Below are 24,552 nucleotides of genomic sequence, written 5' to 3' on the forward strand. Positions count from 1 at the left end.
CTAGTAAATGGTTTCCAGAGCGATGCGGTCGAAATTGCCGAACTCTCCGTCTTCGTTGCTGCCGAAGCAGGCGAGCATGATGGAGTTGGCGTCGTAGCCAGTCGGAGTTCCGGGGATGTGTACCGCTCCGGCAGAGCCAGCGGACTCGCCAGACTGTCCGCAAGACTGGCGGCTGAACCAATCGGTGTGGCGCAGGCCCATGCAGTGGCCAATCTCGTGCGTCATCACGTGCTCATTGACGTTGGTGTTGTAGGCTTCCATGCCACTGTAGATGGTTACCCATTTGTAGGGGTTGCCGCCGGAGGGGAAGCCCGCTACGCCACCCGCACCCTGGTTATTGGGGTCGCGGTACACTACGATGTCCGCATTGGTGCTGGAGGAGAAGGTGAGGGTAAACGTCTTGTTGGTATTCAGGGCATTGTAGTTGTCTACGGCCCACTGGAGAGCAGTGCGCATCTTCGTCGTCAGGGCATTGCTGCCACCGGTATAGCCAATCACGCGAATGGTGGAGCGGCTTACCAGGTTATTGGTACGGTATTGCTTCTCCTGGGCAGGGCTCATCCCCTGGAACATGCGGAGGTCGTCCTTGGTGAGCTCAATGTCTCCGTCTACGACGTAGCGGGTGTCGGTAGTGCCGTCCGGGCGGAGAATGTCCTTGCGTTCGGCGTCGAGGTAGTGTGCGGAAAGTCCCTCGGCGTGCGCCAGCAGGGCGTCGGCAAAGGGCACGTCGGGGAGGTTGGTATGGCCATCTTCATGCTCATCGTGGATGAAGCTGACGGAATAGTTGGTGTCTTCGGCGGGCTGGACGGCAGTGTCCTGGTTGCAGGCCGTGAAGGCGAGGAAGCCGCAAATAGCGGCACAGAAAGAAATTGGTTTCATCGAAAAAATGTGGATAAAGGTTAGTGAAAAACTATGTGAAGCACAGCAGTGGCTGGCAGGCGAAGCGCACCGCCGTCGACGGATGGAAATCCACGGAGCGCAAAATGCCTGATCCAATCACCTGGCGGGTGATGGCAGATTGTTACAGGGATGTGAAAACTGGGGGATGTCTACTCGGCCCTAAGGAGGGGCGGAAAACCAAGTGCAATAAGCGTGAAGAAGAGAGAGAACTAGTGAATTTGTCGGTTTAGAAATCGTAAATACTTCAGCTCGAGGCTAAAGGTAAAGTCTTGGCCGGTTTTTCCAAATGTTTTGCGAAAAAAATATTTTCCCCGACAAAATTTGCTGTGGGGCTGGGTAGTGTTTCCTTTCCATGGTGCAGGTGGGCGGCGGAGAAATATTGTTTTCGCGGTAGGGGAAATACGACTATCTTGGGGCTTCGGCCGAAAAATTATGGGGCCAACGAGCAAATGACCCGCTGCGGCGTTTGATCGAAATAAATCCACTGTCTATGCCCATTTTGCTTCTCCTCCTCGGTTTCTTTTTTCCCCGGGTCGTCATTGTGTTGCTCTACCTCTTCACGGGCTGGTGGCGGGCCGCTTTTGACTCCATCCTCTGGCCCGTCCTGGGTTTTCTGTTCATGCCGCTGACGGTACTTTGGTACGGCATTTCGGAGACCTACTTCCCAGGCAATGTGCAGACGATCGGTTTGGTCATTGCCGTCTTGCTCGATCTGGGCCTGATTGGTGGCGGTGCCCGGCAGCGGCGGCGTTAGGGCTGCACGGGTTGCTGACTTGCCTCGCTCCTTAGTCCGGATGGTGGCACCTGCGGCCGCGCCCTGCTGCCCTTTCTGCTCTGGCGGGGACCCAGAGAAGCGTTGCCTTAACATATCTTAATTCCCTTTAAGTTATCAGTAAGCAACCGATCCTGGCCGGTATCGTAATTTTGTTTCAAACGACTCAGCCATGAAACACACCACATTGATCCCCCTGCTCTATTTCTTTGCCCTTAGTATTTTCCTGCTTCCCGCCTGCACCTCAGTGCAGGAGTTGGTGGAAAGCGGCAACTACGAGGAGACCATTCGCCTGGCGCAAGACCGCCTGACGGGCAGGCAAAAGAAGGACCCCAAGCTCGTAGCCGCCCTCGAAACGGCGTTCAATAAAGCCACCGCCGAAGACCTGGAAACCGCCCGTCGCCTCAGCGAAAGTGGTAATGCCGACTGGCCCCGGGTCCACAGCATCTACGATAAAATGCTGCGCCGCCAGGACGCCCTCAAGCCCCTGCTGCCCCTGACGGATAAGCGCGGGTACCAGGCCGAATTCCGTTTTGCACGGGTAGACGGTCTTCTGGACGAGGCCGCCGAAAACGCTGCCGCCCAAATCTACGAGCAGGGTCTCCGCCTGCTGGAAACCGGCCGGGCCGGCGATAAAGCATCCGCCCGGGCCGCCTACGCAGAGTTTGAACGCATCCCCCGCTACCGCCGCAACTACCGCGATACGGAACAACTGCAACTGGAATCCGAACAGCTCGGCATCGTCCACATTGCCGTAGCCGTGCTCAACCGCAGCGGTGCCTACCTGCCCCGGGGCTTTGAAGAAGAGTTGCTCCGGGTGCGTACGGACGGAATGGACGATCAGTGGCGGGTGTACGACTTCAGCAAATCCCCTGCCAAAAGCTACGACTACGACGCCCAGATCGTGATCCGCAACATCCAGGTCAGCCCAGAACGCGTCAACGAACGCACCTACATCGACGAAAAAGAGATCACCGATGGCACCGAATACGTCCTGGATGGCAACGGCAACGTAGCCAAAGACTCTCTGGGCAACGACATTACCCGGCCCCGCCAGGTCATCATTCGTGCCGACGTCATTGAAGTCCTCCAAACCAAGTCTGCCCTCGTGTCCGGTAGCCTGGTGTTGTTCGACAACGTCCGCCAGCGCGTCGTCGAGGAAGCTGACCTGACGGCCGAAGCGGTTTTCGAAAATTATGCCAGCACCTTTCGCGGAGACCGTCGGGCCCTGAGCAACGACAGCCGTCGCAACATCGGCAACCAGCCTACGAACTTCCCTACGGATGAGCAACTCATCCTCGATGCGGCCGAGGCGCTCAAACCGCAGTTGCAGGAACGACTGGCCCGTAGTTACCGTACGATATAGCTTAGTCGACTCCTTAAGCATCCGTTAAATAGTGTGGATAAGGTGCTATGAATTACTGTCAATAGATTGTGACCATTGAACTTTATCCTGCTTTAACGGATGCTTCTTTTTGATTCAGGTGTTGATTCTCCGTTAGTTATAAATCCCTCTCCCTCGGTCCCTCTCCAAAAGAGAGGGATGCCCAGGAGTAGTAGCTTTCAATGTTCAAAGTGTTGATTTTTAACGAATTATGCTCTGTCCCGGCTCGTAAGAGAAGTGTCTTCTTCCTTTGCTCTGAGCACTGAAAATATTTTCCTTAAACAAGAAAAAAGCCTGGAGAAGAGGACTCCTTGCCTATGGAGTTGACGGCGGAGAGGGAAAAAGAGCTGGCTTAACCAAGGCATTCCTCCGCCGGAGGAAACCGAATATAGCTTGTTTCGTCCTGCGGAATGATGGCCACCGTACTGCGCTGGCTGGCCGGGTTTCTGAGGCATTGCTTACCTTCCGGTCCACATGAATTTCTGCTCCCACTGTGGTTCTCCGGATTTGCACCTCGTCGTCCCCACCGGCGATAACCGCCCGCGCCAGGTATGCAGCGCCTGCGCCACCATTCATTACCAGAACCCCAAAATCGTGACGGGGTGCCTGCCGGTGTGGGAAGACAAAGTCCTGCTCTGCCGCCGGGCCATTGCCCCCGCCTACGGGCTGTGGAACGTCCCGAGCGGTTACCTGGAAAATGGGGAATCGGTAGAGAGCGGTGCCCGGCGCGAAGTGTGGGAAGAGGCGGCGGCGCGTGTGGAGCTTGACTACCTCATCACCCTCTACAATCTGGAAAAGATCAACCAGATTTACCTCCAGTTTGTCGGAGCCCTCGTTGATGGCCAGTACGGGGTGGGGGAGGAGAGCCTGGAATGTGCCTTGTTCACCGAGGACGATATTCCCTGGAGCGAAATGGCCTTTACTTCCTCGGTATTTACCCTGCGCCGTTACTTCGCTAACCGGCGGAGTGGCCGTAAGCTGCTCCACCGTGCCTGCTACCCCGAGGAATAAAGTAAAAGAACGTCAGGTTGGAGGTATGCAACGTAGATGTTCGTTGATTTTCAGATGGTTATGTCGCCATGGTTTTTAGTTCGGTAGTTTTGTAGTTCGGTAGTGGGGCATTGTCCTCTACCGAACTACAAAACTACCGAACTACCTTCTAAAAGCCGTTGATGACCAATAAGTGGTGATTATTTCAAGCGCTCAACCTGACGTTAAAAGAAGGCGCGGTCTTACTCCGTCAGGGTAAAAGTTACTTTGCCCAGGTCTTCATCGCGGCTGCTGCTGCCCACCATGATTTCAAATTCCCCTGGTTCAACGATCCAGCGCATCCCGGGGCCGAGAAATTCCAGTTGTTCCTGGCCGAGGGGGAAGGTCACCGTCTGGGACGCCCCGGGTTCGAGGTAGATTTTCTCGAAGCCTTTGAGTTCCTTGACCGGGCGGGTGACGCTGCTGACTTTATCACGGATGTAAAGCTGGACAACCTCAAAGCCAGCGCGGGTTCCGCTGTTGGTGACCGTAACGGAGACGGATACCTCCGCAGCGGTGGTCGCCGAAGCTGCCGTGAGCGTTGGCGGAGAAATGGTGAAGGTGGTGTAGCTCAGGCCATAGCCAAAGGGCCAGGCTGCCGAAGCATCGTCAAACAGGTAGCCCCGCCGTGCGGTGGGTTTGTAATTGTAGTAGGCCGGGATGTGGCCCGCCGACCGGGGGATGCTGATGGGAAGCCTGCCGCCCGGGTCTACGGTGCCCAGCAACACATCGGCGACGCTGTTGCCCGTTTCCTGGCCGAGATAAAAACACTGGAAGACGGCGTCGGATTTTTCCGTCAGGTTGCGGATGTCGAGCGGGCGGCCGCCAAAGACCAGGCCGACGATGGGCTTGCCCGTGGCGGCCAGGGCATCGATCAATTCGTTTTGCAGGCCGGGCAGCTCCAGCGTCGGCCGGTCGCCCAGGTGCCCTTCTGCCCAGGCCTCGCGACTGGTCAGTTCATTGCCGCCTACGGCCAGGACGATCAGGTCGGCGTTCCGGACGGCCGAAACGGCGGCGGCGATGCGCAGGCGGTCTTCGCTCTCGGGAACGGCTACTACCGGGTCCAGGTACCAACTGCCCGCCTCCGTCACCCGCACGCCCTCGGCGTAAACGGTGCTCAGGTTGCGGGCGCTGAAGGCGGCTTCCAACCCGGCTCGTACCGTCACGAAGGTGTCGGGCTGGTCGCTGTAGCCGCCCAGGAGCAACTTATCGGCATTCGGGCCGATGATGGCCAGGGTCTTCACCTCGTCGCCAAGGGGCAATACGCCGTTGTTCTTCAGCAGGATCATCCCTTCGCTGCCGGCACGGCGGACGAGGGCGCGATCGGCCGACGTAGTTTCCAGTGCCCCGGCGGGATCGAGGTAGGGGTCTTCGAACAGGCCGCGGTCGAATTTCTGCTGCAGGATGCGTCCAACGGCCGTGTTGAGGATGGATTCTTTAAGGGCGCCGGAATGGACGGCTTCCACCAGCGAAGGGTAGGCTTCCCGGTCGGGCAGTTCAATGTCTACCCCCGCAGAAATGGCGAGGATGGCTGCTTCCTGCCAGTTGGCGGCTACGGCGTGGCGGTCGGCGAGTTCCCGCACGGCGAAGTAGTCGGAAACAACGGCCCCCTGGTAGCCCCAGGTATCCCGTAACAGGTCGTTGAGCATCCAGGCGTTGGCGTGGCTCGGGACGCCATTGACCTCGTTGTAGCTCGCCATGATGTTGCGCACGGGGGTCTTTTGGACGATGTAGCGGAAGGGGTGCAGGAAAACCTCCCGGAGGGTGCGTTCGGAAATGTTGGCGGGGGCGATGTTATTACCGCCTTCGGGTTCGCCGTGGCCGGCCATGTGCTTGAGGGTGGCGAATACCTCGCCCGGGTCCCATTTGGCATCATCGCCCTGGAAGCCAAGTACTGCCTGGAGACCCAGTTGCCCGGCCAGGTAGGGATCTTCTCCCAGGGTCTCTTCCACCCGTCCCCAGCGGGGGTCGCGGGCGACGTCAACCACCGGCGTAAGCACCACGTGGGCCCCGCGGGAGGCGGCCTGCCGCGCGGCGGTGGCGTAAAGCTGGCGGGTCAAATCCCTGTTGAAAGTGGCAGCAACGGCGATGGGCTGCCCCCAGCTGGTAGCATTTTTGGCGGCCAGGCCGTGGAGGCTTTCCTCGTGGGCCAGGGCCGGGATACCCAAGCGGGTTTCCTCCACCAGCCAGCGCTGGACCGCATTGAGGTACACCACCTGCTCCGCCCCGGAGCGCCCCGGAGCGGGCGGACCCGCCAGTTCACTGGGGCGGGTAATGTGGCCAATGCCGTGGGGCATCAATATGGCGGCGCTGTCGGGGTTGAAGCCCTGCCCATTCAGGTACATCCTTTTCTTGTCGGCCCAGACGGCGGTGACCTGGGCCACTTTTTCCTCCACCGTCATGCGGTTGATGAGGTCCGCAATCCGGGCTTCGGTTGTTTCGCTGGCGTTGCGGTACACTGCATCGGCGGGCGGCTTCTCCGTCATGTTGATGGTAGGCTCGGCGGGGGATTCCTTGCCACCACAGGCGTCCAGGGCAGCGAGGTAGGGGAGCAGGAGCAGGAGCAGGAAACGCATGGCGGAAGAAAACTTGTAAGGAGAAATGTACGGCGTATTTGGGAAACGTCCCCCTATGGCCGCTTCGCCTCTTTAACCATTTCCCGCACGGCGGCGCGCAGCGCGACCGCGTCGTAGACAATGCCGTCCTTTACGGTGTAGATGATGCCCTTGGTGGTGGTGACCTCCCCGGCTTCATCCAGGCGGGTTGCGCCGGTACCGTAGAGGACTTTGAGGTCGGCCAATGGGTTTTCCCCGACGATGACGAGGTCGGCCAGTTTCCCCGGCTCGATGGTGCCGATGAGGTCTTCCATTCCCAGCGCCTCGGCACCGTAGAGGGTGGCCGAGCGGATGACTTCCAATGGGTGGAAGCCCGCTTCGCGAAGCAGCTCCAGCTCGCGGATGTAACCGAAGCCGTAGAGTTGGTAGATAAAGCCCGAGTCGGAACCTGCCGTCACGCGGCCGCCCCGGTTTTTGTACTCGTTGATGAAGGTCATCCAGAGTTGGTAATTTTTCTTCCAGTTGACTTCCTGCTCCGTACCCCACTGGTGCCAGTAGCTGCCGTGGCTGACGCGGCTGGGCTGGTAAAACTTCCAGAGACTGGGCAGGGTGTACTCGGCGTGCCAGTCGGCGTTGCGGGCCCGCATGACGTCGCGGTTGGCGTCGTAGATATTGAAGGTGGGGTTGATGGTGAAGTCCAGGTCCAGCAGTTCATTCATCACCGCGTTCCAGTGGTCGCTGTAGGGGGCGGCCGCTTGCTCCCAGAGGCGGCCGGCCTCGCCGAAGCGGTCTTGCTCGTTTTGGTAGTTGTAGTCGACGGGGTAATCCTGCACCGTCCGGTCGTTGAACAGCGCCTCGGGCAATCCGTACCAGTGTTCCATAGAGGTCAGTCCCGCCCGGGCGGATTTGAGTACGTTCCAGCGGCCTACGTCCATCTGCGCGTGGTGGCAGGCGGAGCCGAGGCCAATTTCCTTGTTGGTTTCCAGGGCGGCTTGCATCAGATCGGGGCGGGCACCGAAAAATTTGATGCCGTCGCTGCCCTTGGCCTTATTGGCGCGCACCCATTCGCGGACTTGCTCGGTGGTGGTAAAGGGCTCCTCGCGGCCCATCCCGAAGCCGGTGTAGGCCACGATCCGGGGGGCGGCGATGGCGTTGCTCGCCGAGCGTTTTTTGTGATCGAGCACCCAGTCCAGGCCGTTGAAACTGCCGGGTTCGCGGATGGTGGTGATGCCGTGGCTGAGCCAGAGTTTAAAAACGTAGTCGGCATCCGCCCCCTGCGCTCTGCCGCCGATGTGGCCGTGCATGTCCACAAAACCGGGCAGGACGTACATGCCCGCGCAGTCGATTTCCTTACCGCCCGCCTTTAGTTTGGGACGGCCGTTGGGGTTGATCTCCATGTCCGGCACGCCTACGGTGCTGGTGCTGACGATCTTGTTGCCCTCAATGACGATGTCCACCGGCCCAATGGGCGGCGCGCAGTTGCCATTGATCAGGGTCAGGCCCCGCAAAATAAGCTGGGGGTGGGGGCCGTCGCCCACGTCGCCACGGTCCGGCGCTTTCCGGACTTGGGCGCTGACGCAGGTGCCAAGGAAAAGGACAAAAAAGCAGAGTAGGTACTTACGCATAGTTGGTGTAGCTAACGATAGGAGATGCTGCCAAGGTAAGGTGCTTCGCCGGGAAAATGAACGCGATGTTTTAGCCGGCGAGGGTAGCGCGGTAAAGCCAAACCCTTTCCCGCCGCAGAAAAGACCCTCCTGCATCCCTTCCGTAGTTCCCGATTCCATTTTCCCCGGGCAATAGGAAACGGAAGACCGGAAACCGAAATCGCCCCTGATTTTATATATTTTACCTTTTAAGATGAACGCATTTTAAAATACCGCAATATGTCAATTTTGCGGTATTAAAAGTGGCGTTTATGAATAAAGACAAGTAATGTGATAAATTTTAAAACCTATTTCCTGCCTTCCAGTTAGGTGGGCGAACCGGCCAGTTCGATCACCCGATTCTTCATTCTAATAACCTTTCTCTTATGAAATTCAAGTTCACCCACATTCTTGGACTCTGCCTCGTGGCCCTGCTCTTCGCCCTGCAGTCCTGCACCCCCGACGAAGCGATTACGATCGCCGACGAAAACCAGCTTGCCGACATCGATCAGCAGTTTGCTGACCAAGCGCCCTCTGGAGATTACCTCGAACTCACCGGAGAGGAAATCATCAGTACCGTGTCTAAGGTACACGGAGACGTATCCAGCCTCAGCTACGAAGAGGTGCTGGAGCTTCACGCCCCCATCTTCGTAAAGGAGCAGGCCGCAAAATTTCAACCCAGCCCCGCTCCGGGGAGTAAATCCGACGCTGAGTCAGTAAATGACGTATACAGCACCTACCTGGCCATCACGATCATTCCGTTCCAGAACGCTCCACCGAACCTGTGGACCACGTTCATCGACCCGACCCCGCCGATCATCGGCACACCGACCTTCAATTCCACGCGCACGCTGATCAAGGATTTTTGCCCGGGCTTTTTCCAGATGACGGTTATTGCAGCCGCTTTCAAAAACAATGTCGGCCTGTCTTCAAGATCCGCTACCCGGTCCAACAACCCTACGTGTAGTCTTGGCAGGAAACTACGGGGGACGGCCCAGGCTACCTTGTTCACCAATGGTTCGGCCACTACCGTTGCCACGATTGGTTGCATCAACCAGTTCTGCATTGTCGCGGAAGAACCTATTGAGGTGCGTCGGGAGTAATGCAATGACCCCGATGAGCTCTAAGAAGCAATTGAGCTGGGGACCTAAACATTGGCTTAAGCAGGATGAGGCCCCGTCCGCAAGTATGCTGGCGGGGTCTTGTTGTTGGTTAGTGCACGGGGGGATTTTGCTGCGCAGTTTTTTTTGGAACATTGTGTTTTTGGCTGCGCCTGGTTGGGCCGTTTCACGGCGAAGGAGGAAACAGTCGCCGTATAACGGCTCCACCATTTTGAACCACTAAGGACACGAAGAGGGACTAAGTTGGGGCTGGTCCAACTCCAAGCAACTCCATGGGCTACAAAACAGCAGGACGAGAGGTCCGGATCCCACTTGCAGCGGCGTTTCTTCGCCATTTCTGGAACTGGCCAAGGCAAAGAACCAAAGCCCCACTTTTCCGTTTCCTCTGCACTATGGCTACTACTCCCGATCACAACACGATCAAACCCTACGGCGCAAGCGACTCCAAGAAAGCGGAAGTCGGGCAAATGTTTGACGCCATTGCGCCTACTTATGACCTGCTCAACCGGGGGACTTCCCTGGGCGTGGACACCCTCTGGCGGGCCAAGATGATCCGGCAGCTCGAGCCTGCCGTTCACCGGCGGATCCTGGACGTGGCAACGGGGACGGCCGACGTGGCCATCCAGACCGTCAAGCGGGCCGACGTGGACCACGTCACGGGGCTTGACCTCAGCGCGGGCATGCTCCACTACGGCCGGCAAAAGGTCTCCGCTGCGGGCCTGGACGATCGGATCACGCTGGTTCAGGGCGACAGCGAAAACCTGCCCTACCCGGCGGCTTCCTTCGATGCGGTGACGGTCTCCTTCGGGGTTCGGAACTTCGAGAACCTGGAGCGGGGGCTGGCCGAGATGCACCGTGTGCTCCGGCCGGGTGGGAAGTTGGTGGTCCTGGAGTTCAGCCGTATTACCTTTGCCCCCATCCGTTGGGGGTTTAATTTCTACTTCGGTAAAATTATGCCGCTCATCGGGCGTTTACAGTCCAAAGATCCCCGTGCATACGCCTACCTGTTCGAGAGTGTTCAGGCTTTCCCTTCGGGCAAAGCTTTCACCGCCAAGCTGGAGAAGGTCGGCTTCAAAAAAACTGAATGCAAAGCATTAACTTTCGGCATCGCGTCCATTTATACGGGCGTAAAGTAGTCCTTACCTTGCTTCTGGTGGGCGGACTTTGCACCTGCGTCAGCGCCCAATTTACCGGCGGCGATAATTATAACTTCTACGATTTTCAGGCCAAGCCCTTCTACTTTGGCCTTACGCTGGGCTTCAACTCCAGCCGTTACACACCCTTTCGAAGTGAAGAATTTCTGTTCTCCGATACGATCGTTTCGGTGAAGAGCCTCAACGGGCCGGGCTTCAACCTCAACATGATTGCCAACCTGAAGATTGGGCAGTACTTTGATTTTCGCTTCACGCCGGGCTTCAGTTTTGCCGAGCGGCGGCTGAACTACGACCTCAACGCCCGCTCGAACCGCGAAATTGAAGAGTCGATCCAGTCGGTCTTCGTAGAACTTCCCTTCCTGTTCCGTTACAAATCGGCACCCTACCGCGATAAGCGCCTGTTCCTGATCGCGGGTGTGAAATACAGCTTCGACGTGGCCAGCGAAAGCCGGGCCAAGCAAGCCGAGAGCCTGGTACGGATCAGTCCCCACGATTTTCATCTGGAATACGGCGCGGGCATTCAGATTTTCTTCGATTACTTCATCTTTTCGCCCGAATTCAAGATCAGCCAAGGCATTGGCAACACCCTGCTTTTCAACCCCAATCTACCGCAGAGTACGGTGCTGGATAAGGTGTTGAGCCGGACTTTTACGCTGTCTTTTCACATCGAGGGGTAATTGTAGTCGTCTCCTCCCGTTCCTGGAGCGAACTAAAGGGCTTTTACGATGGCAGCGAAGCCAGCGGCGTCCAGGCTGGCGCCGCCGACCAGTCCGCCGTCCACGTCGGGCATCCCGAAGAGTTCTTCCGCGTTATCGGGCTTAACGGAGCCACCGTAGAGGATGGTGGTAGACTCGGCTACGTCCTGGCCGAAGTAATTATGGATCATGCGGCGGATGAAGGCGTGCATATCCTGAGCCTGTTCGGGGCTGGCCGTGACGCCGGTGCCGATGGCCCAGACGGGTTCGTAGGCGATGACGACCTGCCGCATCTGCTCGGCTTCGAGGGTGAAGAGGGCTTGCTCGATTTGTTTGCCGACCACCATTTCGTGGTTTCCCGCCTGGCGGATGTTCAGCTTCTCGCCGCAGCAGTAGATGGGTTGGACGCCAGCGGCCAGGGCCTTGAGGATTTTGGCGTGGATGAGGGTGTCGTCTTCTCCGAAGTAATCGCGGCGCTCGCTGTGGCCCAGGATGACGTAGTCTACCCCCGCTGCTGCGAGCATGCGGGCGCTGATTTCACCGGTGTAGGCACCGCTGTCTTCCTGGTGCATGTTTTGGGCGGCGACGTAAAAGCCGGGGGCTTTGCTGGTCAGGGCCTGGATTTGCGTGAGCTGGATGGCGGGGACGCCAAAGACCACTTTCGTGCCGGGCGTGCCTACGTGCTCGATTACGGCCTGGGCCAGTGCGGCACCCTCGGCGGGGGTGGTGTTCATTTTCCAGTTGCCGGCTACCATGGTTCGGTTTGACATGTTATTTTTTTGTTTAGCGTCCCCGGACTTTCGTCCGGGGTTATTAATGTTCGACCCCTCCGGGGTCGGTTGGCTTATTTCCGTTTGGCTTCGTTGCGTTCGATGGTGTGGCCGGGGCGGCTCCACTTGATTTTGGTTTTGGTCTCGGGTGGGCCGGGGTCGGCTTTCAGGCTGGGCTTTTCGCCTTTGGCGTAGGGCGCGGTGGGACGCAGGCCGAGTTGTTGGAAGAGCTCCAGGTCGGCAAAGGCATCCGGGTTGGGGGTGGTCAGGAGCTTATCGCCGGCGAAGATGGATCCCGCACCGGCCAGGAAGCAGAGGGCCTGGCCTTCGGGGCTCATGGTATTGCGGCCGGCGGAGAGGCGGACGGTCGTTTTGGGCATCACGATGCGGGTTACGGCAATCATGCGGACCATTTCGAAGATGCTGACGGGCTGTTGGTCTTCCAGGGGCGTTCCTTCGACGGCGACGAGGGCGTTGATGGGCACGGATTCTGGCTGGGGGCGGAGGCTGGCCAGGGTGAGGAGCATCTTCAGGCGGTCGTCCACGCTTTCGCCCATCCCCAGGATGCCGCCCGAGCAGACGGTCAGGCCGGCGCGGCGGGCGTTATCGATGGTATCCAGACGGTCTTGGTAGCCGCGGGTGGAGATGACTTCCTTGTAGTATTCTTCGGAGCTGTCCAGGTTGTGGTTGTAGGCGTAGAGGCCGGCGGCGGCCAGGCGTTCGGCCTGGTTGGGGGTGAGCATGCCGAGGGTGGCGCAGACTTCCATATCGAGGCCATTGACGGTGCGGACGAGGTCGAGCACCTGCTCAAATTCTGCGTCGTCGCGGACGTTGCGCCAGGCGGCACCCATGCACAGGCGGCTGCTGCCCAGGCCCTTGGCCCGTTCGGCGGCGGTACGGACCTGCTCGACCGTCATCAGAGCGTTTTCTTCAATGTCCGTATGGTAGCGGGCGGCCTGGGGGCAGTAGCCGCAGTCTTCGGGGCAGCCACCGGTTTTGATGCTCAGCAGGCTGCTCATCTGTACCTCGTTGGGGTCGTGGTGGGCCCGGTGAACGGTGGCGGCCTGGAATACGAGGTCCATCAAAGGGCTGGCGTAGAGGGTACGTAATGCTTCGAGGCTCCAGATTTGGTCGATGGCTTCGGTCTTGGCGGTCATGGCAGTTCGTTTGGGCGGCAAATATAGGCAAAGGGGCCGGTGTTGGGCGGTTGCTGGGGTGAGGTATTGCATTTTGGCGGGAGGTTCTATTTCGCCTATCCGCCATTTCCAGGTTTTTCCGCATCTTTGGTAGCATCCAGTTCCCGCGCACATGAAAACCACCTTACTCTTTGCCCTTGCTTTGGTAGCCCAGAGCACCCTCTTTGCCCAGCAGTGGGTGGATACTACTTATCATCCCTCGGGGGAAATTCACCGCCTCTACTTTCAGCGGATGGTGGGCAATGGAGACAGCATCCCGATATCGGCCTTGTTCGTCCGGGGCCTCAAGGAGGGCGATACCGTTGAACCTTTCCCCCTCACGGACAGCATACAAACCTTCGATACGGCGGGTCAGCGGATTCCGGCTGCCACCTTCATCCAGCCCAGGGGGGGAAGAAATGCGCTTATTGAAGAGACACAAGGTAAATTCACGGTAATTGCAAGCAAGCCCCAGTGGTCGGAAGTAGCTCCCACCCAACAGTTCTACGCCCGCATCGGGGATACAGTCAGCTCCACCGTAGTCCTCGCCATCCCAGCCGAAGACCAGGCTAAGCCCACGCCAAAGCGCAGCGATAAACAACGGAACATTAAAACAGCCCAGCCCCTGCTACTGGAAGAAGGAAAAGCCTTTAGTGCCGATTTTCAACTGGAGGTAGAAGCCGGCAACCAATACCAAACCCTCCGCTACCAGTTTCCTTCGGGACAGGAGCAGTCTTTCACCTTCACCACCCGGGGTTACCACCTTCAAGAAGCCGATTTCCAGGAGCTGGCCCAACTAAACGATCAGCATACCCTCCACCTCTCCGGCCAAACCACGCTTTATCTCTACCTGGATTCCGCAGAGAAATTGCTCACCATCCACCGGGAAGGCAAGGTGCTGGAGAAAATTCCCGTGGGGCGACAGCTCGACGCCATCGACCTGCGCCACCTGGCCCAAGGGAATTACCTGCTCGACATCGTCAATCTGCGCACTGGCGAGCACCGCTACCACGGCCTGCACCTGTAGGTCGGCTCCGCAAGCATCAAGCAGGCGGAATTTTCTACCTTCGCCCCATGGCTACTTTGCACTACGACCGCTGCCCGCTTTGTCAATCCACCGCCATTGCGGCTGAAATGATGGTGAAAGACCACAGCATCAGCGGCGAGCAATTTCCCCTCTGGCGCTGTGCCGACTGCGATTTCCTCTTCACCCAGGATCCGCCCGTGGCCGCCGATGCAGGGTCTTACTATAAGGGCGAGGCCTACATCAGCCACAGCGACAGCCAGCGGGGCATCGTCAATAAGCTCTACCACCGGGCGCGGGAGTTCATGCTGGGGCAGAAATTTCAGTTGGTGGATCGGGTAGCTACGGGCAAAAGACTCCTGGATTACGGCACCGGAACGGGCTATTTCACCGATTTTATGGTCCGCCACGGCTACGCTGCCGAAGGAATGGAAATCGACGAAGCGGCGCGGCGTTACGGGGCCGAAAAATTCGGGATCACCGTCCATCCCCCCGAGCACCTCTTCGCGGAAGGCACGCCGGGCAGCCTCGATGTAATTACGCTCTGGCACGTACTGGAGCACCTGTATTCGCCGCGCGATTACCTCCGCCGTTTCCACGAGTTGCTGGCCGAGCGCGGGCGGCTCATCATCGCCGTCCCCAACCACAAGAGCAAAGACGCCGAAGCCTACGGCCCCCATTGGGCGGCCTACGACGTGCCGCGCCACCTTTGGCACTTCAGCCCCGCCACGCTGCGTCGCATGGTCGGGCAGGCCGGTTTCCGCGTTTTCGAAACCCGCCACATGCCGCTCGACCCCTTTTACGTTTCCCTGATGAGCGAAAAATACGCCAACGGGGGCGGCCTCGTTGCGGGTGGCTGGCGCGGTTTTCAGTCGTTTACCACGGGCCTGAGCGATGCTAATCGGGCCAGTTCGGTGATTTACGTCTGCGAAAAGGGCTAAGGAACTAATGAGCGAATGGGCTACCGCGAGGGATAGGCGAGACAGGAATAGGCGAGGCACACTTAAATGAACAGTCTCACAGTCTCATGTCGGAAAAATCCCACGTTTTTGAAACACCAACCTCATCATAAATATCATACCTCCTGCGTAGCCAAATGTTGAATTTTGAATGTTGAATTGTAAATTGTAAATTTTAAAACGTCTTCCGTTCCAGCGCCAAATATTCCCGCTTTTCCGGCCCAAAACTTTGGAAAAATTCTGCGACGCCGGGCAGGTCTGAGCCTTCAAAATCAAATAACTTTCCAGGGCCCCCGTGTTTTTCCAGGATGGCGGCCAGCAGGCGGGCCATGCCTTCCCGGGCGTAGCCGGCGGCGGAAGAGGCGGCGAAGAGGTTGATGATGCGGCCCCGGTAGGAAGGGAAAAAGCCGGCGGCGAGCAGCCCGTGTTCGGCTTCGTCGAGGCGGTAGCAAAGGCTAAGTCCGCGGCTTTCGGCGGCCCGGTGCAACTTCAGCAGGCGGGCGTAGTGATGTTCTTTGAGCCCCGCCTTTTGGCCGGCGCTGGGGCGGTAGAGGGCAACGACCGTGTCAATGTCGGCAAGACTTAGGGTGGCAGGCCCGAATTTCTTTAGTTTGCGGCGCAAGTCGCGGTGGAAGCCCGTCTGGAGGGTGGGGCGGGGGGGGCTGAGGTCCAGGACCAGGTTGGTGCGCTGTCGGGAGTTGAACCCGGCGGGTAGGTCGTCAGTGCGGAAGCCTTCGCGGAGGGACAGGGCGAATTGGACGGTCCCTGCTGGCAAATGCTGGAGGGCCAGGGCAAGGTCGGGGCCAGTAACCTGGCCGAAGGGGCCACACTGTTGCGTGAATGGCGGCCTTTGCACCTGCGTTAAGCGCCCAAATTTACGGCGGTACGGCAGCGGCAACACCCAGCGATAATCGTCGCCCACCAGCCCGCCCCAGCGGCCATCGGTCACCGCATCGAGCCACCAGCTCAGTCCGTAGGGCAGGCCCGTGGGATCCTGGGCAACGGCCGCATCCCACCGAATGCGGTCGATGGCAGGCCCTCGGAGATGCTGCACGCTGCTGGTCAATCCGCGGGGAGGTTAAGGGCGCTGGTCGGCGGCAATGACGTCCTGGACGTATTTGCGGTAGCGCACCTGGCGGTAATCGCGCCAGAGTTCATAATTTTTTGGGAAGCCTTCGAGCTCGGCCTTGAAGGTTTGGAAGGGGTGGGGCCGTTTGAGGGCGTAGGTCAGGGCCTGCCAAAGTTCCTGGTTGCGGACGCGGTCGGTGAAGTCTTTCATGATCTGGAGGGCATCCGGCGTGGGCATCCGTTCGATGTGGATGTAGGCGTCGGGGTCCGTCGAAATGTCCTGCATAATGGCTTCAAAGACTTCCGGATCGGCGCGGACGTTGCGCTCGGGATCGTCGGCAATCAGCATGCGGCCGTGCTCGCGGTGGACGTAAACTTCCATTCCGCGGCGAATGGCGGTGGCGGCATCATTGATTTCGGCGTCGCTTAGATGGGGCATTTTGCTACAAAAGTTTTAAACGGATCAGGTAGTAATCACTGGTAAGGTAGAGGTAGTCTTCCTGCGGGGCGAGCTCGACGTTGGCCACCCGCTGCCCGGTGCTGATCTTGGACAGCAGCCTGCCGTCGGGCTCAATCACCCAAACGCCACCGGGGGCGGTGGCAAAGATGCGTCCGTTTTTGGCAACGGCCAACCCGTCGGTGGAACCTTCTGCTTTTCCCACCAGGCTGCGGGCGTTGATCAGTGTGTCCCCCGGGCCGAGGCGGTAGTTTTCGTCGAGGATAGGGGTGGCCGTGACGGTTAAGCGGCTGCGGTCGGAATCGGCTACGTAAAGCGTTTTTCCGTCGGGACTCAGGCCGATGCCATTGGGCTGGACGTAGGCATCGGAAAGGAGCTGCACACTTCCGTCGGGCCGAATGCGGAAGACGCCCTGGAAATCGAGCTCGCGCAGGGGGCTTTCCCGCTGTCCGGGCAGGCCATAGGTGGGGTCGGTGAAGAGGATGCTGCCGTCGGGGGCTACGACCAGGTCGTTGGGGCTGTTGAATTTTTTGCCGTCGTAGTTGTCGGCCACGGTTACGAAAACGGGCTGGGGATCGTCCAGCGGGGCGTCCATGCGGGCGATGCGGCGGGCCCCGTGCTGGCAGAGCAGGAGCCGGCCGGCGGCATCGAGGTGGAGGCCGTTGCTGCCCGGTTCCCCGGAATAATCGTTGGGCGCCGCACCGGAACCTTCCAGGTAGACGCTGCTGCCACTGCCCGTCCAGCGCAAAATCTGGTTCTTCGGGACGTCCGAGCAAATCACTCCGCCGTCGGGCAAAACCAGCGGTCCCTCGGCCCATTCCATGCCGCCGAAAAGGACGGTGAATTCGGGGGCCTTACCAAACAGGGCCTCGGTGACGGCCGTATCCACCGGGCTGACCGCCAGGGCCAACGGCGGCGCGTCGGTGTCGGCCGGGGGCGTCTGGGGAGCGGTTGGGGTGCCCTGGCAAGACAGCCACAGGAAGGGAAGGAGAAGCAGGCAACGTAGCATGCGGCAAATTAAGGCATTTTCGGGCGGTCGGCCCAGCCTTCCGCCCGGAAAGCGTTGCTGAAAAAGCGGCGTTGGGCCGCGAATCCAAAATTTTGTGGGGTGCTTTATTTGCGTGCTGACTTAAATGTGTATACTTGGGCCACCGATCATGTAAGAGAAAGACGCGGCAATGGCCCAGCACCCCCCGATCGATTTTCGCAACACCTTCTGGCTTAGGGCTTCCCGCGCTTTTTCTGGCCCGGTAGCTGCCGCTGAAGCGGGCTTGCGGAAAGTCGCTTCCCGGGTGCAGACCGCTGGTTTTCCGGTCCTTCTCCAAGAAAACTTCCACTATGGGTTCCTTTTCGCTTTCTAACGTCGATTTGATAGTTATGGCGGTCTACGCCGTGTGCATTATTGGCTATGGCTTGTACAGTGCCAAGGCCCAGAGTTCGGAAGAGTACTTTTTGGCGGGCCGGAACATGACCTGGCCCATCGTGGGCATTTCCCTGTTTGCCGCCAATATTTCCAGTTCAACCCTGGTGGGTCTGGCCGGTGATGCCTACAAAACCAACACCCAGGTGTTCAACTACGAGTGGCTGGCGGCAGTGGTGCTGGTGTTTTTTGCCATCTTTTTTCTGCCGTTTTACCTCAAGTCGCAGGTCTATACCATGCCCGAGTTTCTGGAGCGGCGCTACGACGTGCGTTCCCGCTACTATTTCAGCTTCATTACCATCGTGGGCAACGTCATGCTGGACACCGCCTCGGGCCTTTACGTGGGTACCGTGATCCTCAAACTGCTGTTTCCCGACCTTTCCACGGCGGCCATTGTGGTTATCCTGGCCATCGCTGCGGCGGCCTACACGGTTCCCGGCGGGCTCAACTCGGTCATCCAAACGGAAGTCATCCAGGCCATTTTGCTGGTCCTGGGCAGTTGTATGATTACCTACTACACCTTCCAGGAAATCGGGGGCTGGAACCAGATGATTGCCGGGCTCAACGAGATGGGCGCAGCCGGCACCCTGCCCGATAATGGCGCGGCTTATCAACCCAGTAACGCCGAGGAAGTGCTCAGTTTGGTCCGACCGGCGGGGGATACCTGGCGGGAGTTTTTGCTGGGCACCGGTGGCGATGGCTTTATGCCCTGGACGGGCCTGCTGCTGGGCGCTCCGCTGCTGGGCTTTTACTTCTGGGCCAATAACCAGTTTATGGTCCAGCGCGTGCTGGGGGCCAAAGACCTCAACCACGGCCGCTGGGGAGCGCTCTTCGCCGGTTTACTGAAACTGCCGGTACTGTTCATCATGGTGCTGCCCGGCACGGCGGCCATCATCTACATCCAGCAGCAGGGCGGCATGGAAAATGGCTTCGACATCGCCAGCATGAACTACCAACTGCCCGGCGGCGGCTACTGCCAAAACCTGATCGATTGCCCCAACGCCACTTACCCCATGCTGCTCTTCCAGATGCTGCCCAACGGTATCGTTGGCCTGGTGCTGGCGGGCCTCCTGGCGGCGATGATGTCTTCCGTCTCCGCTACCTTCAATTCGGCGTCGACGCTCATTACCATGGACTTCGCCGTAAAAATCAAGCCCGACCTCAGCAGCAAACAGCTCGTCCGTGTCGGGCAGATCTCCACCCTGGTGCTCGTCATTCTGGCTTGCCTCTGGGCTCCGCAGATAGAGCGCTACAGCTCGCTCTGGGAATATTTGCAACTGGTCCTCAGCTTCATCGCGCCGCCGGTTGCTGCGGCCTTTATTCTGGGGATGTTCTGGCGGCGTGCCAACGGTACCGGTGCCTTCATTTCCCTGCTGTCCGGGGCCGCCGTGAGCATCATCTACCTCCTGATGGTGCGGTGGGAAGCCGACAATTGGTTCACGGAAATGCACTTTCTCCACCGGACCTTCTACCTCTTCGTCTTCTGCGGCCTGATCAACTTTATCGTCAGTTCCCTCACCCCCGCTCCCGCCCCGGAAAAGGTAAATGGTTTCACCTGGAACCGCAGCCTGATCAAGGAGGAAACGGAGGAACTTTCCGTACTGCCCTGGTACAAAAACTACCGCATCCAGGCGGTTTTCCTGCTCATCATCACCTTCCTGCTGGTAGGCTGGTTCTGGTAAGGATCACTTTTTTAAGCAGGGCGCGGCCGCAGGTGCTCCCCCCCGACCCCCCGAAGGGGGGAGTTAGGACGCCCCCCAACCCCCAAAGGGGGAGGAGCAAGGGAAAAAATCACTCTTCCCTGACCTGCCACGCCGTCAGCAACAACTCGGCTTCAATATCTCCTGCGAGCAGGTCCCGCTTAACGGCCCCCACGCGGCCCCGGGCAAAGCCATACTGCCCGGTTTGGAGCACCGCAATTACTTCCGGACTGGTAGCGGAATTCACCTCGTAGCGCACGCCACTGCGGTCTTTCAAGCGGTAGCGTTCTACGGGGTCGCCGCCCAGGCCCGCCACTTTTTCGTAACCCTCCACGTAGAATTGCCAGCCCTCTACGGGTTGTTCCTCCAGCAAGACGGGCTCCAGGTCACCGTGGTCTTTCAGGCGCTTGTGGGCCAGCTCCACGTCGATCTGGTCGGCGGGGAAGGCCGTGGAGTCAAAGCCATCTCCCGCACAGGAAAGGAGCAGGGCGGAAAGGAGCAGGGAACAGAGCAAGCGCATGCGATAAATTTTCTAAGGGCAAAAGTAGGCGGAGGCCACGCCTTAGAGCGTGTCTAAATTTTTAAGAACTGATAATCAATGACTTATGGTTCTGGCTAGACAAAAAATTGCGCGCATAGTGGACTACGTAAGCCATTTTTTGTGACGCCAGGTTCATAGCACGAAGTACTGCGTAGCAAACTACTTGGTTATCAGGAAGTAAAAATTTAGACACGCTCTTAATCCACCCGCTTCAGGTAAATTCCTTCCTGGGTGTCCAGGTTCAGGGCGGTGAGGTAGCCCATTCCCGGCAGGGTGAAAGCACAGCCGCTGTCAATGCACACCCGCTGGTCTCTTTGGATGTGTTCAATGCCGTACTGCACGCTTTGTAGTGGCTCTGGCGTGTGGCCGTGGACCAGCACGCGGTCGCCCAGCCAATCTTTATCAAGGGATTCGTACCAATTGCGGATCCAGATCATGGACTCCTGATCGTGCAGCGGATTGGGGTGGCGGAAGTTTAAGCCAGCGTGAACGAGCAGGTAGCCGGGCGTTTCCGCGTAGCGCGGCAGCCGGTACATCCACTCCAGGGCCTGGCTGCGGATGGGGCCCAGGGAATTACCGCGTGCCATCTCCAGATACAGGTCGTTCAGCCACATTGCTTCGTGGTTGCCCATCAGCGAGGTCACCCGGTAGCCTTGGTTTTCCAGGTCCCAGATCGCCGTCAGCATTCCTTCGCTATCTGGCCCCCGGTCAACGTAATCGCCCAGCAAAAACAGGTCGTCCTCCCGGGTCAGGCCGATTTTCGCCAGCATGGTCAAAAAAGTCTTCGGGCAACCGTGGAGATCAGTCAGGGCGTAACGGGGCATAGTAAGGGCTAAGGTAATTGCGCGTGCTGACCCGGGCAAGCGGCGCTATCTGCCGCCCCCGGGTTTCTTCTTTTTGAACGGATTGAACTTCTCCAACTCCTCCTTCACCTTGTTGGCATTCTCATTGACGCCGGGCGGGAGGAGGCGGCGCAGCGAGTCGAGCCGCGCTGAATCCAACTGCATGCGGAGCCGTTGCTCGGCTTCCTGCCGCAACCGGTTCGTTTGGGCGTTGACGGCGTTGCGGATGGAGTCCTGGATGGCGCGGGAACGGTCGGTGGCAATGTTCTTCAGGCTATCGAGGCGGCGCTCGGCGTCTTGCCGGACGGCGTCTACTTGCTGGTTGATTTCATTTTCTACTTCGTCGCGGCGGGTATCCAGTTCGTTCTGGAGGCGGTCTTTTACCGCATCCTCCACCGTTTGGGGGCCACTGCCGTTGGTGCCCAGGAGCTTGAAGGAGGTTTGCGGACTACCGATGCTGCCCGTCAGGCCAATGGCAATGTTGAGGGTATCGCCGGGGGTGATGTTCAGGCCAAGTTTACCGGCTTCGCCCGCCAGCTTATCCAGGGCCGATAGCGCCGTTCCCGTGACGATATTGCCTTTGATCAGGGAGCGGGGAATGGCGGCGTTGATGGTATAGTTCATGTCCTGCTCCAGCCCGTGGGTACCGGCTACCGTCATGGGGATGCCGGCCAGTTTCAGGTCAAAGGGTTCGATGCTGACTTTACCATCGTTGATCTGAAAAACGGTCATCAGGTTTTTGAAAACCGCGCTCTGTTTCAGGGTTTCGACGTCGAGGGCCTGCCCGATCTTTTGCAGGGGAGGGAAGGCAGTCAGGCGGGCCTCCGCCGTCTGGAAAAAGCCTTGGGCATCAATGGTATTGAGCTTGGGAAAGAGGTCGGGGCCCAGCTTGCCCTCCAGCACCAGGTCGGTACTGAAGTTGCCTTCCAGGAATTTCCCGATCGGGGCCAGCGCCGCAAAGCTGTTGAGGACCGCAAAAGACTCCTTAAAGTCCAGCGCGCTCAGGTCATAGTGGAATCGGAAGCCCGGGTCGCCCGGCTCACTCGTGTCGTAAGCTCCGGCAAAGGACATCCGCCCGCCCAGCAGCGCCGCCGATCCGTCTTCAATCACGGCCTGTCCACCCTGCACCAGCATTTTGCCCTGCATGGCATTCAGGGTGAGGTTATCGTACTTCACCCGGTCGGCCACCACGTCCATCTTCAGGTTGATGTTGGCGGGTACGGGGATGGCTGCCGAAGCTTCTTCCCCGGTCGCCGTCGCAGGCTCCGCCGTTGCGGTGCTGCTTTCCTCCTCCATGAAGTCGGCCAGGTCAATAAACGGCGAACGCACGCTCAGGTCTCCGCCCAGCACGCCGTTGCCGAAGGTATAGTCAAAGAGATTCGTGATGGTTCCCGTTCCACTGAAGCTGCTGCTGCCCAAAGTCCCACTGGCCGTGGCAATGGAAAGCTGGTTGGGCTTGATGTTGCCCACCGCTTTCAGGTTTTTGGGGCGGTAGCTGGTGTACTGCAGTTCGTCGATTTCGGCGTCGATGTCAAAATCGAAACGGTCAAAAACTTCGCTTTCGCTGGTGGGAGCGGCTGCTGCAACGCCCAATTCGGCGGGACTCACGGCTGCCGAACTTTCTTCCTCCATCCACTCGTCGGCGTCAAAGAAGCGGGAGCGGATCGTCATGTCGCCCCGCATCGTCTGGGTCGGACTGAAGTAGGCCAGCGGCGTGGTAATCCGGCCACTTGCTTGCAGGTCGCTCCGCCCGAGGGTGGCCTGAAAGTCGTTGATGTTGACCGCCTGCGGGGTAAAGTCGGCGGCAGCCGTAGCAATCCGCACGGCGGGCAGATCGTCGGCCACGTAGACCAACTGGCGCACACTCGCATTCCCGCTCAGGGCCACTTCGGCGTAGCGGCCGGCGGTGAGGAGGCTCTGCCGCACGTTGTTCATCGTGATGTCGGCCAGGATGATGCCGCCGAGTTCCCGTACGCCGTCGAGGGGGATGGCTTTGGCCCATTTGTCGAGATCGATTTTGCCTTTCAGTCGCGCGTCTACGTTGGGGTCGCTCAGGGGCGTGGAAAGCCTGAAACTGCCGGCAAAATCATCGCCGCCCAGGTTGAAATTGAAGCGGGAAATGTCCACCTTCAGCTGGTCCAGATCACTGCTTGGGCTGTTGACGGCCACCTGGGCATCGATGCCCGTCAGGCCCACCGGCCGGCCGGGGTACTGGACGCTGCCGCCGCTGATGTCGGTCTGCACCGTAAAAGCAGGGTAGATTTCTTTTTCGCCGTTGTAGGCTCCGTTCACCGTCCCGTTCAGGGTAAAGGTTCCCCTGGTTTGCACTTCCTCGAAGCCCTGGGTGTAGGCGGCGGGGATCAAACTCCAGAGCTGCCGGAAATCGTTGGCGGGGGCGGAGTAGGTGAGGTCAAAGACAATGTCGTCGTTGTCTTCCAAATCAATGCTGCCGTCGAAGACAAGGTCAAGGGCATTGAGGCGCACGGCATTTTCCCGGAAGGTGTAGCGGCTGTTGTCCAGATCAACGTTCACGATGGCGTCGGCCACAACTTTCACTTTGCTCAGGTAAGTCATCCCGCCCTGGCGCAGGGTCAGCGCAGCGGCTTCGGAATAGGTGTCGAGGTCAAAAATGCTGGCGGTAAAATCGCCGTCGCCCCGGGTATCGAGACCCTCGATTTTAAGGTAGGTCTCGGTAGTGCGGTCGTCGTAGACCAGGGTGCCGTTCTGAATTTCGTAGTGTTCGAGGTTGATTTGCGCGGTCGCAGGTGCCGTGACCGTATCTGCGAGAGCGGGGGAGTCTGACTCGGGGACAATCAGGTAGTTGGCCAGCTCCGGCGTCAGTACGAGCAGGTTGATCGTCGGGGAATCCATCCGCACTTCGTCAATGTAGTAGTTGCCGTCTCCGCCGACGACGGACCAGAAGCCTACGTCAACGCCCACGTTCTTCGCCGTCAGCAGGGGCAGGCCGGCGAATGTATCGATGCCCACCACCTCCAGATCGTCGATCGATAGGGCCACGTCGGGGAAGCTCCGCAGGAAACTCAGGTTGACGTCCCGGAAGTCTACCTTGGCGTTGAGGGCCTGGTTGGCGCTGGATTTGACGTTGGCCATAATCTTGTCCTTAAACAGGATGGGTGCCGCCAGCAAAAAGGCGATGCCCAAAACGAGGAAAGCGACGATGGCAAGGAGAATGCGTTTGAATATTTTCATTGGTAGGTAGGTTCCAGTAGCCCTGGCAGGCAAAAAAGTAAGCAGCAATGGGCGCCTTTAGGTAAACGCAGTAAAGACTCAGGTGTTTGCACAACGGCCCACTGGTTCCCGGACGATCCGGCTGGGTTTTTTC

At 58.8% G+C, this 24,552-nt stretch carries 20 protein-coding genes; 9 read left to right on the plus strand and 11 right to left on the minus strand.

Annotated elements, in window-relative coordinates; translation table 11 throughout:
* Nucleotides 1-879: a M57 family metalloprotease gene (locus H9S92_RS14270; RefSeq protein WP_187467374.1), complete on the minus strand. Its 879-nt coding sequence runs from the start codon at nt 877-879 to the stop codon at nt 1-3.
* A gap of 511 nt (nt 880-1,390) precedes the next feature.
* Between H9S92_RS14270 and H9S92_RS14275 the strand changes: the two genes are divergently transcribed.
* The 3 genes from H9S92_RS14275 to H9S92_RS14285 all read left to right on the plus strand — a co-directional run bounded on the left by H9S92_RS14275 (nt 1,391) and on the right by H9S92_RS14285 (nt 4,067).
* Nucleotides 1,391-1,654 carry a hypothetical protein gene (locus tag H9S92_RS14275; protein ID WP_187467375.1) on the plus strand — a complete coding sequence of 88 codons (264 nt, stop codon included), beginning with the start codon at nt 1,391-1,393 and terminating at the stop codon, nt 1,652-1,654.
* 190 nt (nt 1,655-1,844) lie between these two features.
* Nucleotides 1,845-3,038: a hypothetical protein gene (locus H9S92_RS14280; protein WP_187467376.1), complete on the plus strand. Its 1,194-nt coding sequence runs from the start codon at nt 1,845-1,847 to the stop codon at nt 3,036-3,038.
* Between the two features lie 492 nt (nt 3,039-3,530).
* Entirely contained in the window at nt 3,531-4,067 is a 537-nt protein-coding gene (locus H9S92_RS14285; protein ID WP_187467377.1) for an NUDIX hydrolase, read from the plus strand.
* Between the two features lie 221 nt (nt 4,068-4,288).
* Here the strand turns inward: H9S92_RS14285 and H9S92_RS14290 are convergent, their stop codons facing one another.
* Nucleotides 4,289-6,661 (minus strand): glycoside hydrolase family 3 N-terminal domain-containing protein, encoded by a 2,373-nt coding sequence (locus H9S92_RS14290; protein ID WP_222936114.1) that lies wholly within the window; start codon nt 6,659-6,661, stop codon nt 4,289-4,291.
* Nucleotides 6,662-6,714: 53 nt separating this feature from the next.
* Nucleotides 6,715-8,265, minus strand: coding sequence for an amidohydrolase family protein (locus tag H9S92_RS14295; RefSeq protein WP_187467378.1), 1,551 nt, complete (start codon nt 8,263-8,265; stop codon nt 6,715-6,717).
* A 404-nt stretch (nt 8,266-8,669) separates the two neighbouring features.
* On the opposite strand from H9S92_RS14295, the gene H9S92_RS14300 reads away from it, so the two are divergent.
* The 3 genes from H9S92_RS14300 (at nt 8,670) to porT (ending at nt 11,235) form a co-directional block, all read left to right on the plus strand.
* A complete protein-coding gene (locus H9S92_RS14300) occupies nt 8,670-9,386 on the plus strand; it encodes a hypothetical protein (protein WP_187467379.1) in 717 nt (238 codons plus the stop codon).
* A gap of 410 nt (nt 9,387-9,796) precedes the next feature.
* A complete protein-coding gene (gene ubiE, locus H9S92_RS14305) occupies nt 9,797-10,540 on the plus strand; it encodes a bifunctional demethylmenaquinone methyltransferase/2-methoxy-6-polyprenyl-1,4-benzoquinol methylase UbiE (protein ID WP_187467380.1) in 744 nt (247 codons plus the stop codon).
* On the plus strand, nt 10,489-11,235 hold the full coding sequence (gene porT / locus H9S92_RS14310) for a type IX secretion/gliding motility protein PorT/SprT (RefSeq protein WP_187467381.1): 747 nt from the start codon (nt 10,489-10,491) through the stop codon (nt 11,233-11,235). The genes ubiE and porT overlap by 52 nt, the downstream gene beginning before the upstream one ends.
* 32 nt (nt 11,236-11,267) lie before the next feature.
* Here the strand turns inward: porT and tpiA are convergent, their stop codons facing one another.
* Complete coding sequence (gene tpiA / locus H9S92_RS14315) at nt 11,268-12,023, minus strand: triose-phosphate isomerase (protein ID WP_222936115.1); 756 nt, start codon at nt 12,021-12,023, stop codon at nt 11,268-11,270.
* Between the two features lie 74 nt (nt 12,024-12,097).
* Complete coding sequence (bioB, locus tag H9S92_RS14320; protein WP_187467382.1) at nt 12,098-13,180, minus strand: biotin synthase BioB; 1,083 nt, start codon at nt 13,178-13,180, stop codon at nt 12,098-12,100.
* Between the two features lie 151 nt (nt 13,181-13,331).
* On the opposite strand from bioB, the gene H9S92_RS14325 reads away from it, so the two are divergent.
* A complete protein-coding gene (locus H9S92_RS14325; protein ID WP_187467383.1) occupies nt 13,332-14,225 on the plus strand; it encodes a hypothetical protein in 894 nt (297 codons plus the stop codon).
* Nucleotides 14,226-14,272: 47 nt separating this feature from the next.
* Nucleotides 14,273-15,163: a class I SAM-dependent methyltransferase gene (locus H9S92_RS14330; RefSeq protein ID WP_246463880.1), complete on the plus strand. Its 891-nt coding sequence runs from the start codon at nt 14,273-14,275 to the stop codon at nt 15,161-15,163.
* 193 nt (nt 15,164-15,356) lie between these two features.
* On the opposite strand, the gene H9S92_RS14335 is transcribed toward H9S92_RS14330, so the two are convergent.
* Genes H9S92_RS14335 through H9S92_RS14345 form a run of 3 tightly spaced genes read right to left on the minus strand, consistent with a single transcriptional unit; the run spans nt 15,357 to nt 17,715 of the window.
* On the minus strand, nt 15,357-16,247 hold the full coding sequence (locus H9S92_RS14335; RefSeq protein WP_187467384.1) for a hypothetical protein: 891 nt from the start codon (nt 16,245-16,247) through the stop codon (nt 15,357-15,359).
* Between the two features lie 12 nt (nt 16,248-16,259).
* Nucleotides 16,260-16,688 (minus strand): UPF0158 family protein, encoded by a 429-nt coding sequence (locus H9S92_RS14340; RefSeq protein ID WP_187467385.1) that lies wholly within the window; start codon nt 16,686-16,688, stop codon nt 16,260-16,262.
* 4 nt (nt 16,689-16,692) lie between these two features.
* Nucleotides 16,693-17,715 (minus strand): SMP-30/gluconolactonase/LRE family protein, encoded by a 1,023-nt coding sequence (locus H9S92_RS14345; RefSeq protein WP_187467386.1) that lies wholly within the window; start codon nt 17,713-17,715, stop codon nt 16,693-16,695.
* 329 nt (nt 17,716-18,044) lie between these two features.
* On the opposite strand from H9S92_RS14345, the gene H9S92_RS14350 reads away from it, so the two are divergent.
* On the plus strand, nt 18,045-19,808 hold the full coding sequence (locus H9S92_RS14350; RefSeq protein WP_187467387.1) for a sodium:solute symporter: 1,764 nt from the start codon (nt 18,045-18,047) through the stop codon (nt 19,806-19,808).
* Nucleotides 19,809-19,917: 109 nt separating this feature from the next.
* On the opposite strand, the gene H9S92_RS14355 is transcribed toward H9S92_RS14350, so the two are convergent.
* From H9S92_RS14355 to H9S92_RS14365, 3 genes are all read right to left on the minus strand, one after another.
* Nucleotides 19,918-20,346, minus strand: a complete 429-nt coding sequence (locus H9S92_RS14355; protein WP_187467388.1) for a hypothetical protein — start codon at nt 20,344-20,346, stop codon at nt 19,918-19,920.
* A 218-nt stretch (nt 20,347-20,564) separates the two neighbouring features.
* Nucleotides 20,565-21,191, minus strand: coding sequence for a metallophosphoesterase family protein (locus tag H9S92_RS14360; RefSeq protein ID WP_187467389.1), 627 nt, complete (start codon nt 21,189-21,191; stop codon nt 20,565-20,567).
* Nucleotides 21,192-21,236: 45 nt separating this feature from the next.
* Nucleotides 21,237-24,419, minus strand: coding sequence for an AsmA family protein (locus H9S92_RS14365; protein WP_187467390.1), 3,183 nt, complete (start codon nt 24,417-24,419; stop codon nt 21,237-21,239).
* Between the last annotated feature and the right edge of the window lie 133 nt (nt 24,420-24,552).

It is taken from the genome of Neolewinella lacunae (assembly GCF_014349155.1).
In the GTDB taxonomy this organism is placed as follows: Bacteria; Bacteroidota; Bacteroidia; order Chitinophagales; family Saprospiraceae; genus Neolewinella; species Neolewinella lacunae.

Excerpts from the sequence above, each read along its gene's own strand:
- H9S92_RS14270 (WP_187467374.1), bottom strand. The coding sequence starts at position 879 with ATGAAACCAATTTCTTTCTGTGCCGCTATTTGCGGCTTCCTCGCCTTC.
- H9S92_RS14275 (WP_187467375.1), top strand. The coding sequence starts at position 1,391 with ATGCCCATTTTGCTTCTCCTCCTCGGTTTCTTTTTTCCCCGGGTCGTC.
- H9S92_RS14280 (WP_187467376.1), top strand. The coding sequence starts at position 1,845 with ATGAAACACACCACATTGATCCCCCTGCTCTATTTCTTTGCCCTTAGT.
- H9S92_RS14285 (WP_187467377.1), top strand. The coding sequence starts at position 3,531 with ATGAATTTCTGCTCCCACTGTGGTTCTCCGGATTTGCACCTCGTCGTC.
- H9S92_RS14290 (WP_222936114.1), bottom strand. The coding sequence starts at position 6,661 with ATGCGTTTCCTGCTCCTGCTCCTGCTCCCCTACCTCGCTGCCCTGGAC.
- H9S92_RS14295 (WP_187467378.1), bottom strand. The coding sequence starts at position 8,265 with ATGCGTAAGTACCTACTCTGCTTTTTTGTCCTTTTCCTTGGCACCTGC.
- H9S92_RS14300 (WP_187467379.1), top strand. The coding sequence starts at position 8,670 with ATGAAATTCAAGTTCACCCACATTCTTGGACTCTGCCTCGTGGCCCTG.
- ubiE (WP_187467380.1), top strand. The coding sequence starts at position 9,797 with ATGGCTACTACTCCCGATCACAACACGATCAAACCCTACGGCGCAAGC.
- porT (WP_187467381.1), top strand. The coding sequence starts at position 10,489 with ATGCAAAGCATTAACTTTCGGCATCGCGTCCATTTATACGGGCGTAAA.
- tpiA (WP_222936115.1), bottom strand. The coding sequence starts at position 12,023 with ATGTCAAACCGAACCATGGTAGCCGGCAACTGGAAAATGAACACCACC.
- bioB (WP_187467382.1), bottom strand. The coding sequence starts at position 13,180 with ATGACCGCCAAGACCGAAGCCATCGACCAAATCTGGAGCCTCGAAGCA.
- H9S92_RS14325 (WP_187467383.1), top strand. The coding sequence starts at position 13,332 with ATGAAAACCACCTTACTCTTTGCCCTTGCTTTGGTAGCCCAGAGCACC.
- H9S92_RS14330 (WP_246463880.1), top strand. The coding sequence starts at position 14,273 with ATGGCTACTTTGCACTACGACCGCTGCCCGCTTTGTCAATCCACCGCC.
- H9S92_RS14340 (WP_187467385.1), bottom strand. The coding sequence starts at position 16,688 with ATGCCCCATCTAAGCGACGCCGAAATCAATGATGCCGCCACCGCCATT.
- H9S92_RS14345 (WP_187467386.1), bottom strand. The coding sequence starts at position 17,715 with ATGCTACGTTGCCTGCTTCTCCTTCCCTTCCTGTGGCTGTCTTGCCAG.
- H9S92_RS14350 (WP_187467387.1), top strand. The coding sequence starts at position 18,045 with ATGGGTTCCTTTTCGCTTTCTAACGTCGATTTGATAGTTATGGCGGTC.
- H9S92_RS14355 (WP_187467388.1), bottom strand. The coding sequence starts at position 20,346 with ATGCGCTTGCTCTGTTCCCTGCTCCTTTCCGCCCTGCTCCTTTCCTGT.
- H9S92_RS14360 (WP_187467389.1), bottom strand. The coding sequence starts at position 21,191 with ATGCCCCGTTACGCCCTGACTGATCTCCACGGTTGCCCGAAGACTTTT.
- H9S92_RS14365 (WP_187467390.1), bottom strand. The coding sequence starts at position 24,419 with ATGAAAATATTCAAACGCATTCTCCTTGCCATCGTCGCTTTCCTCGTT.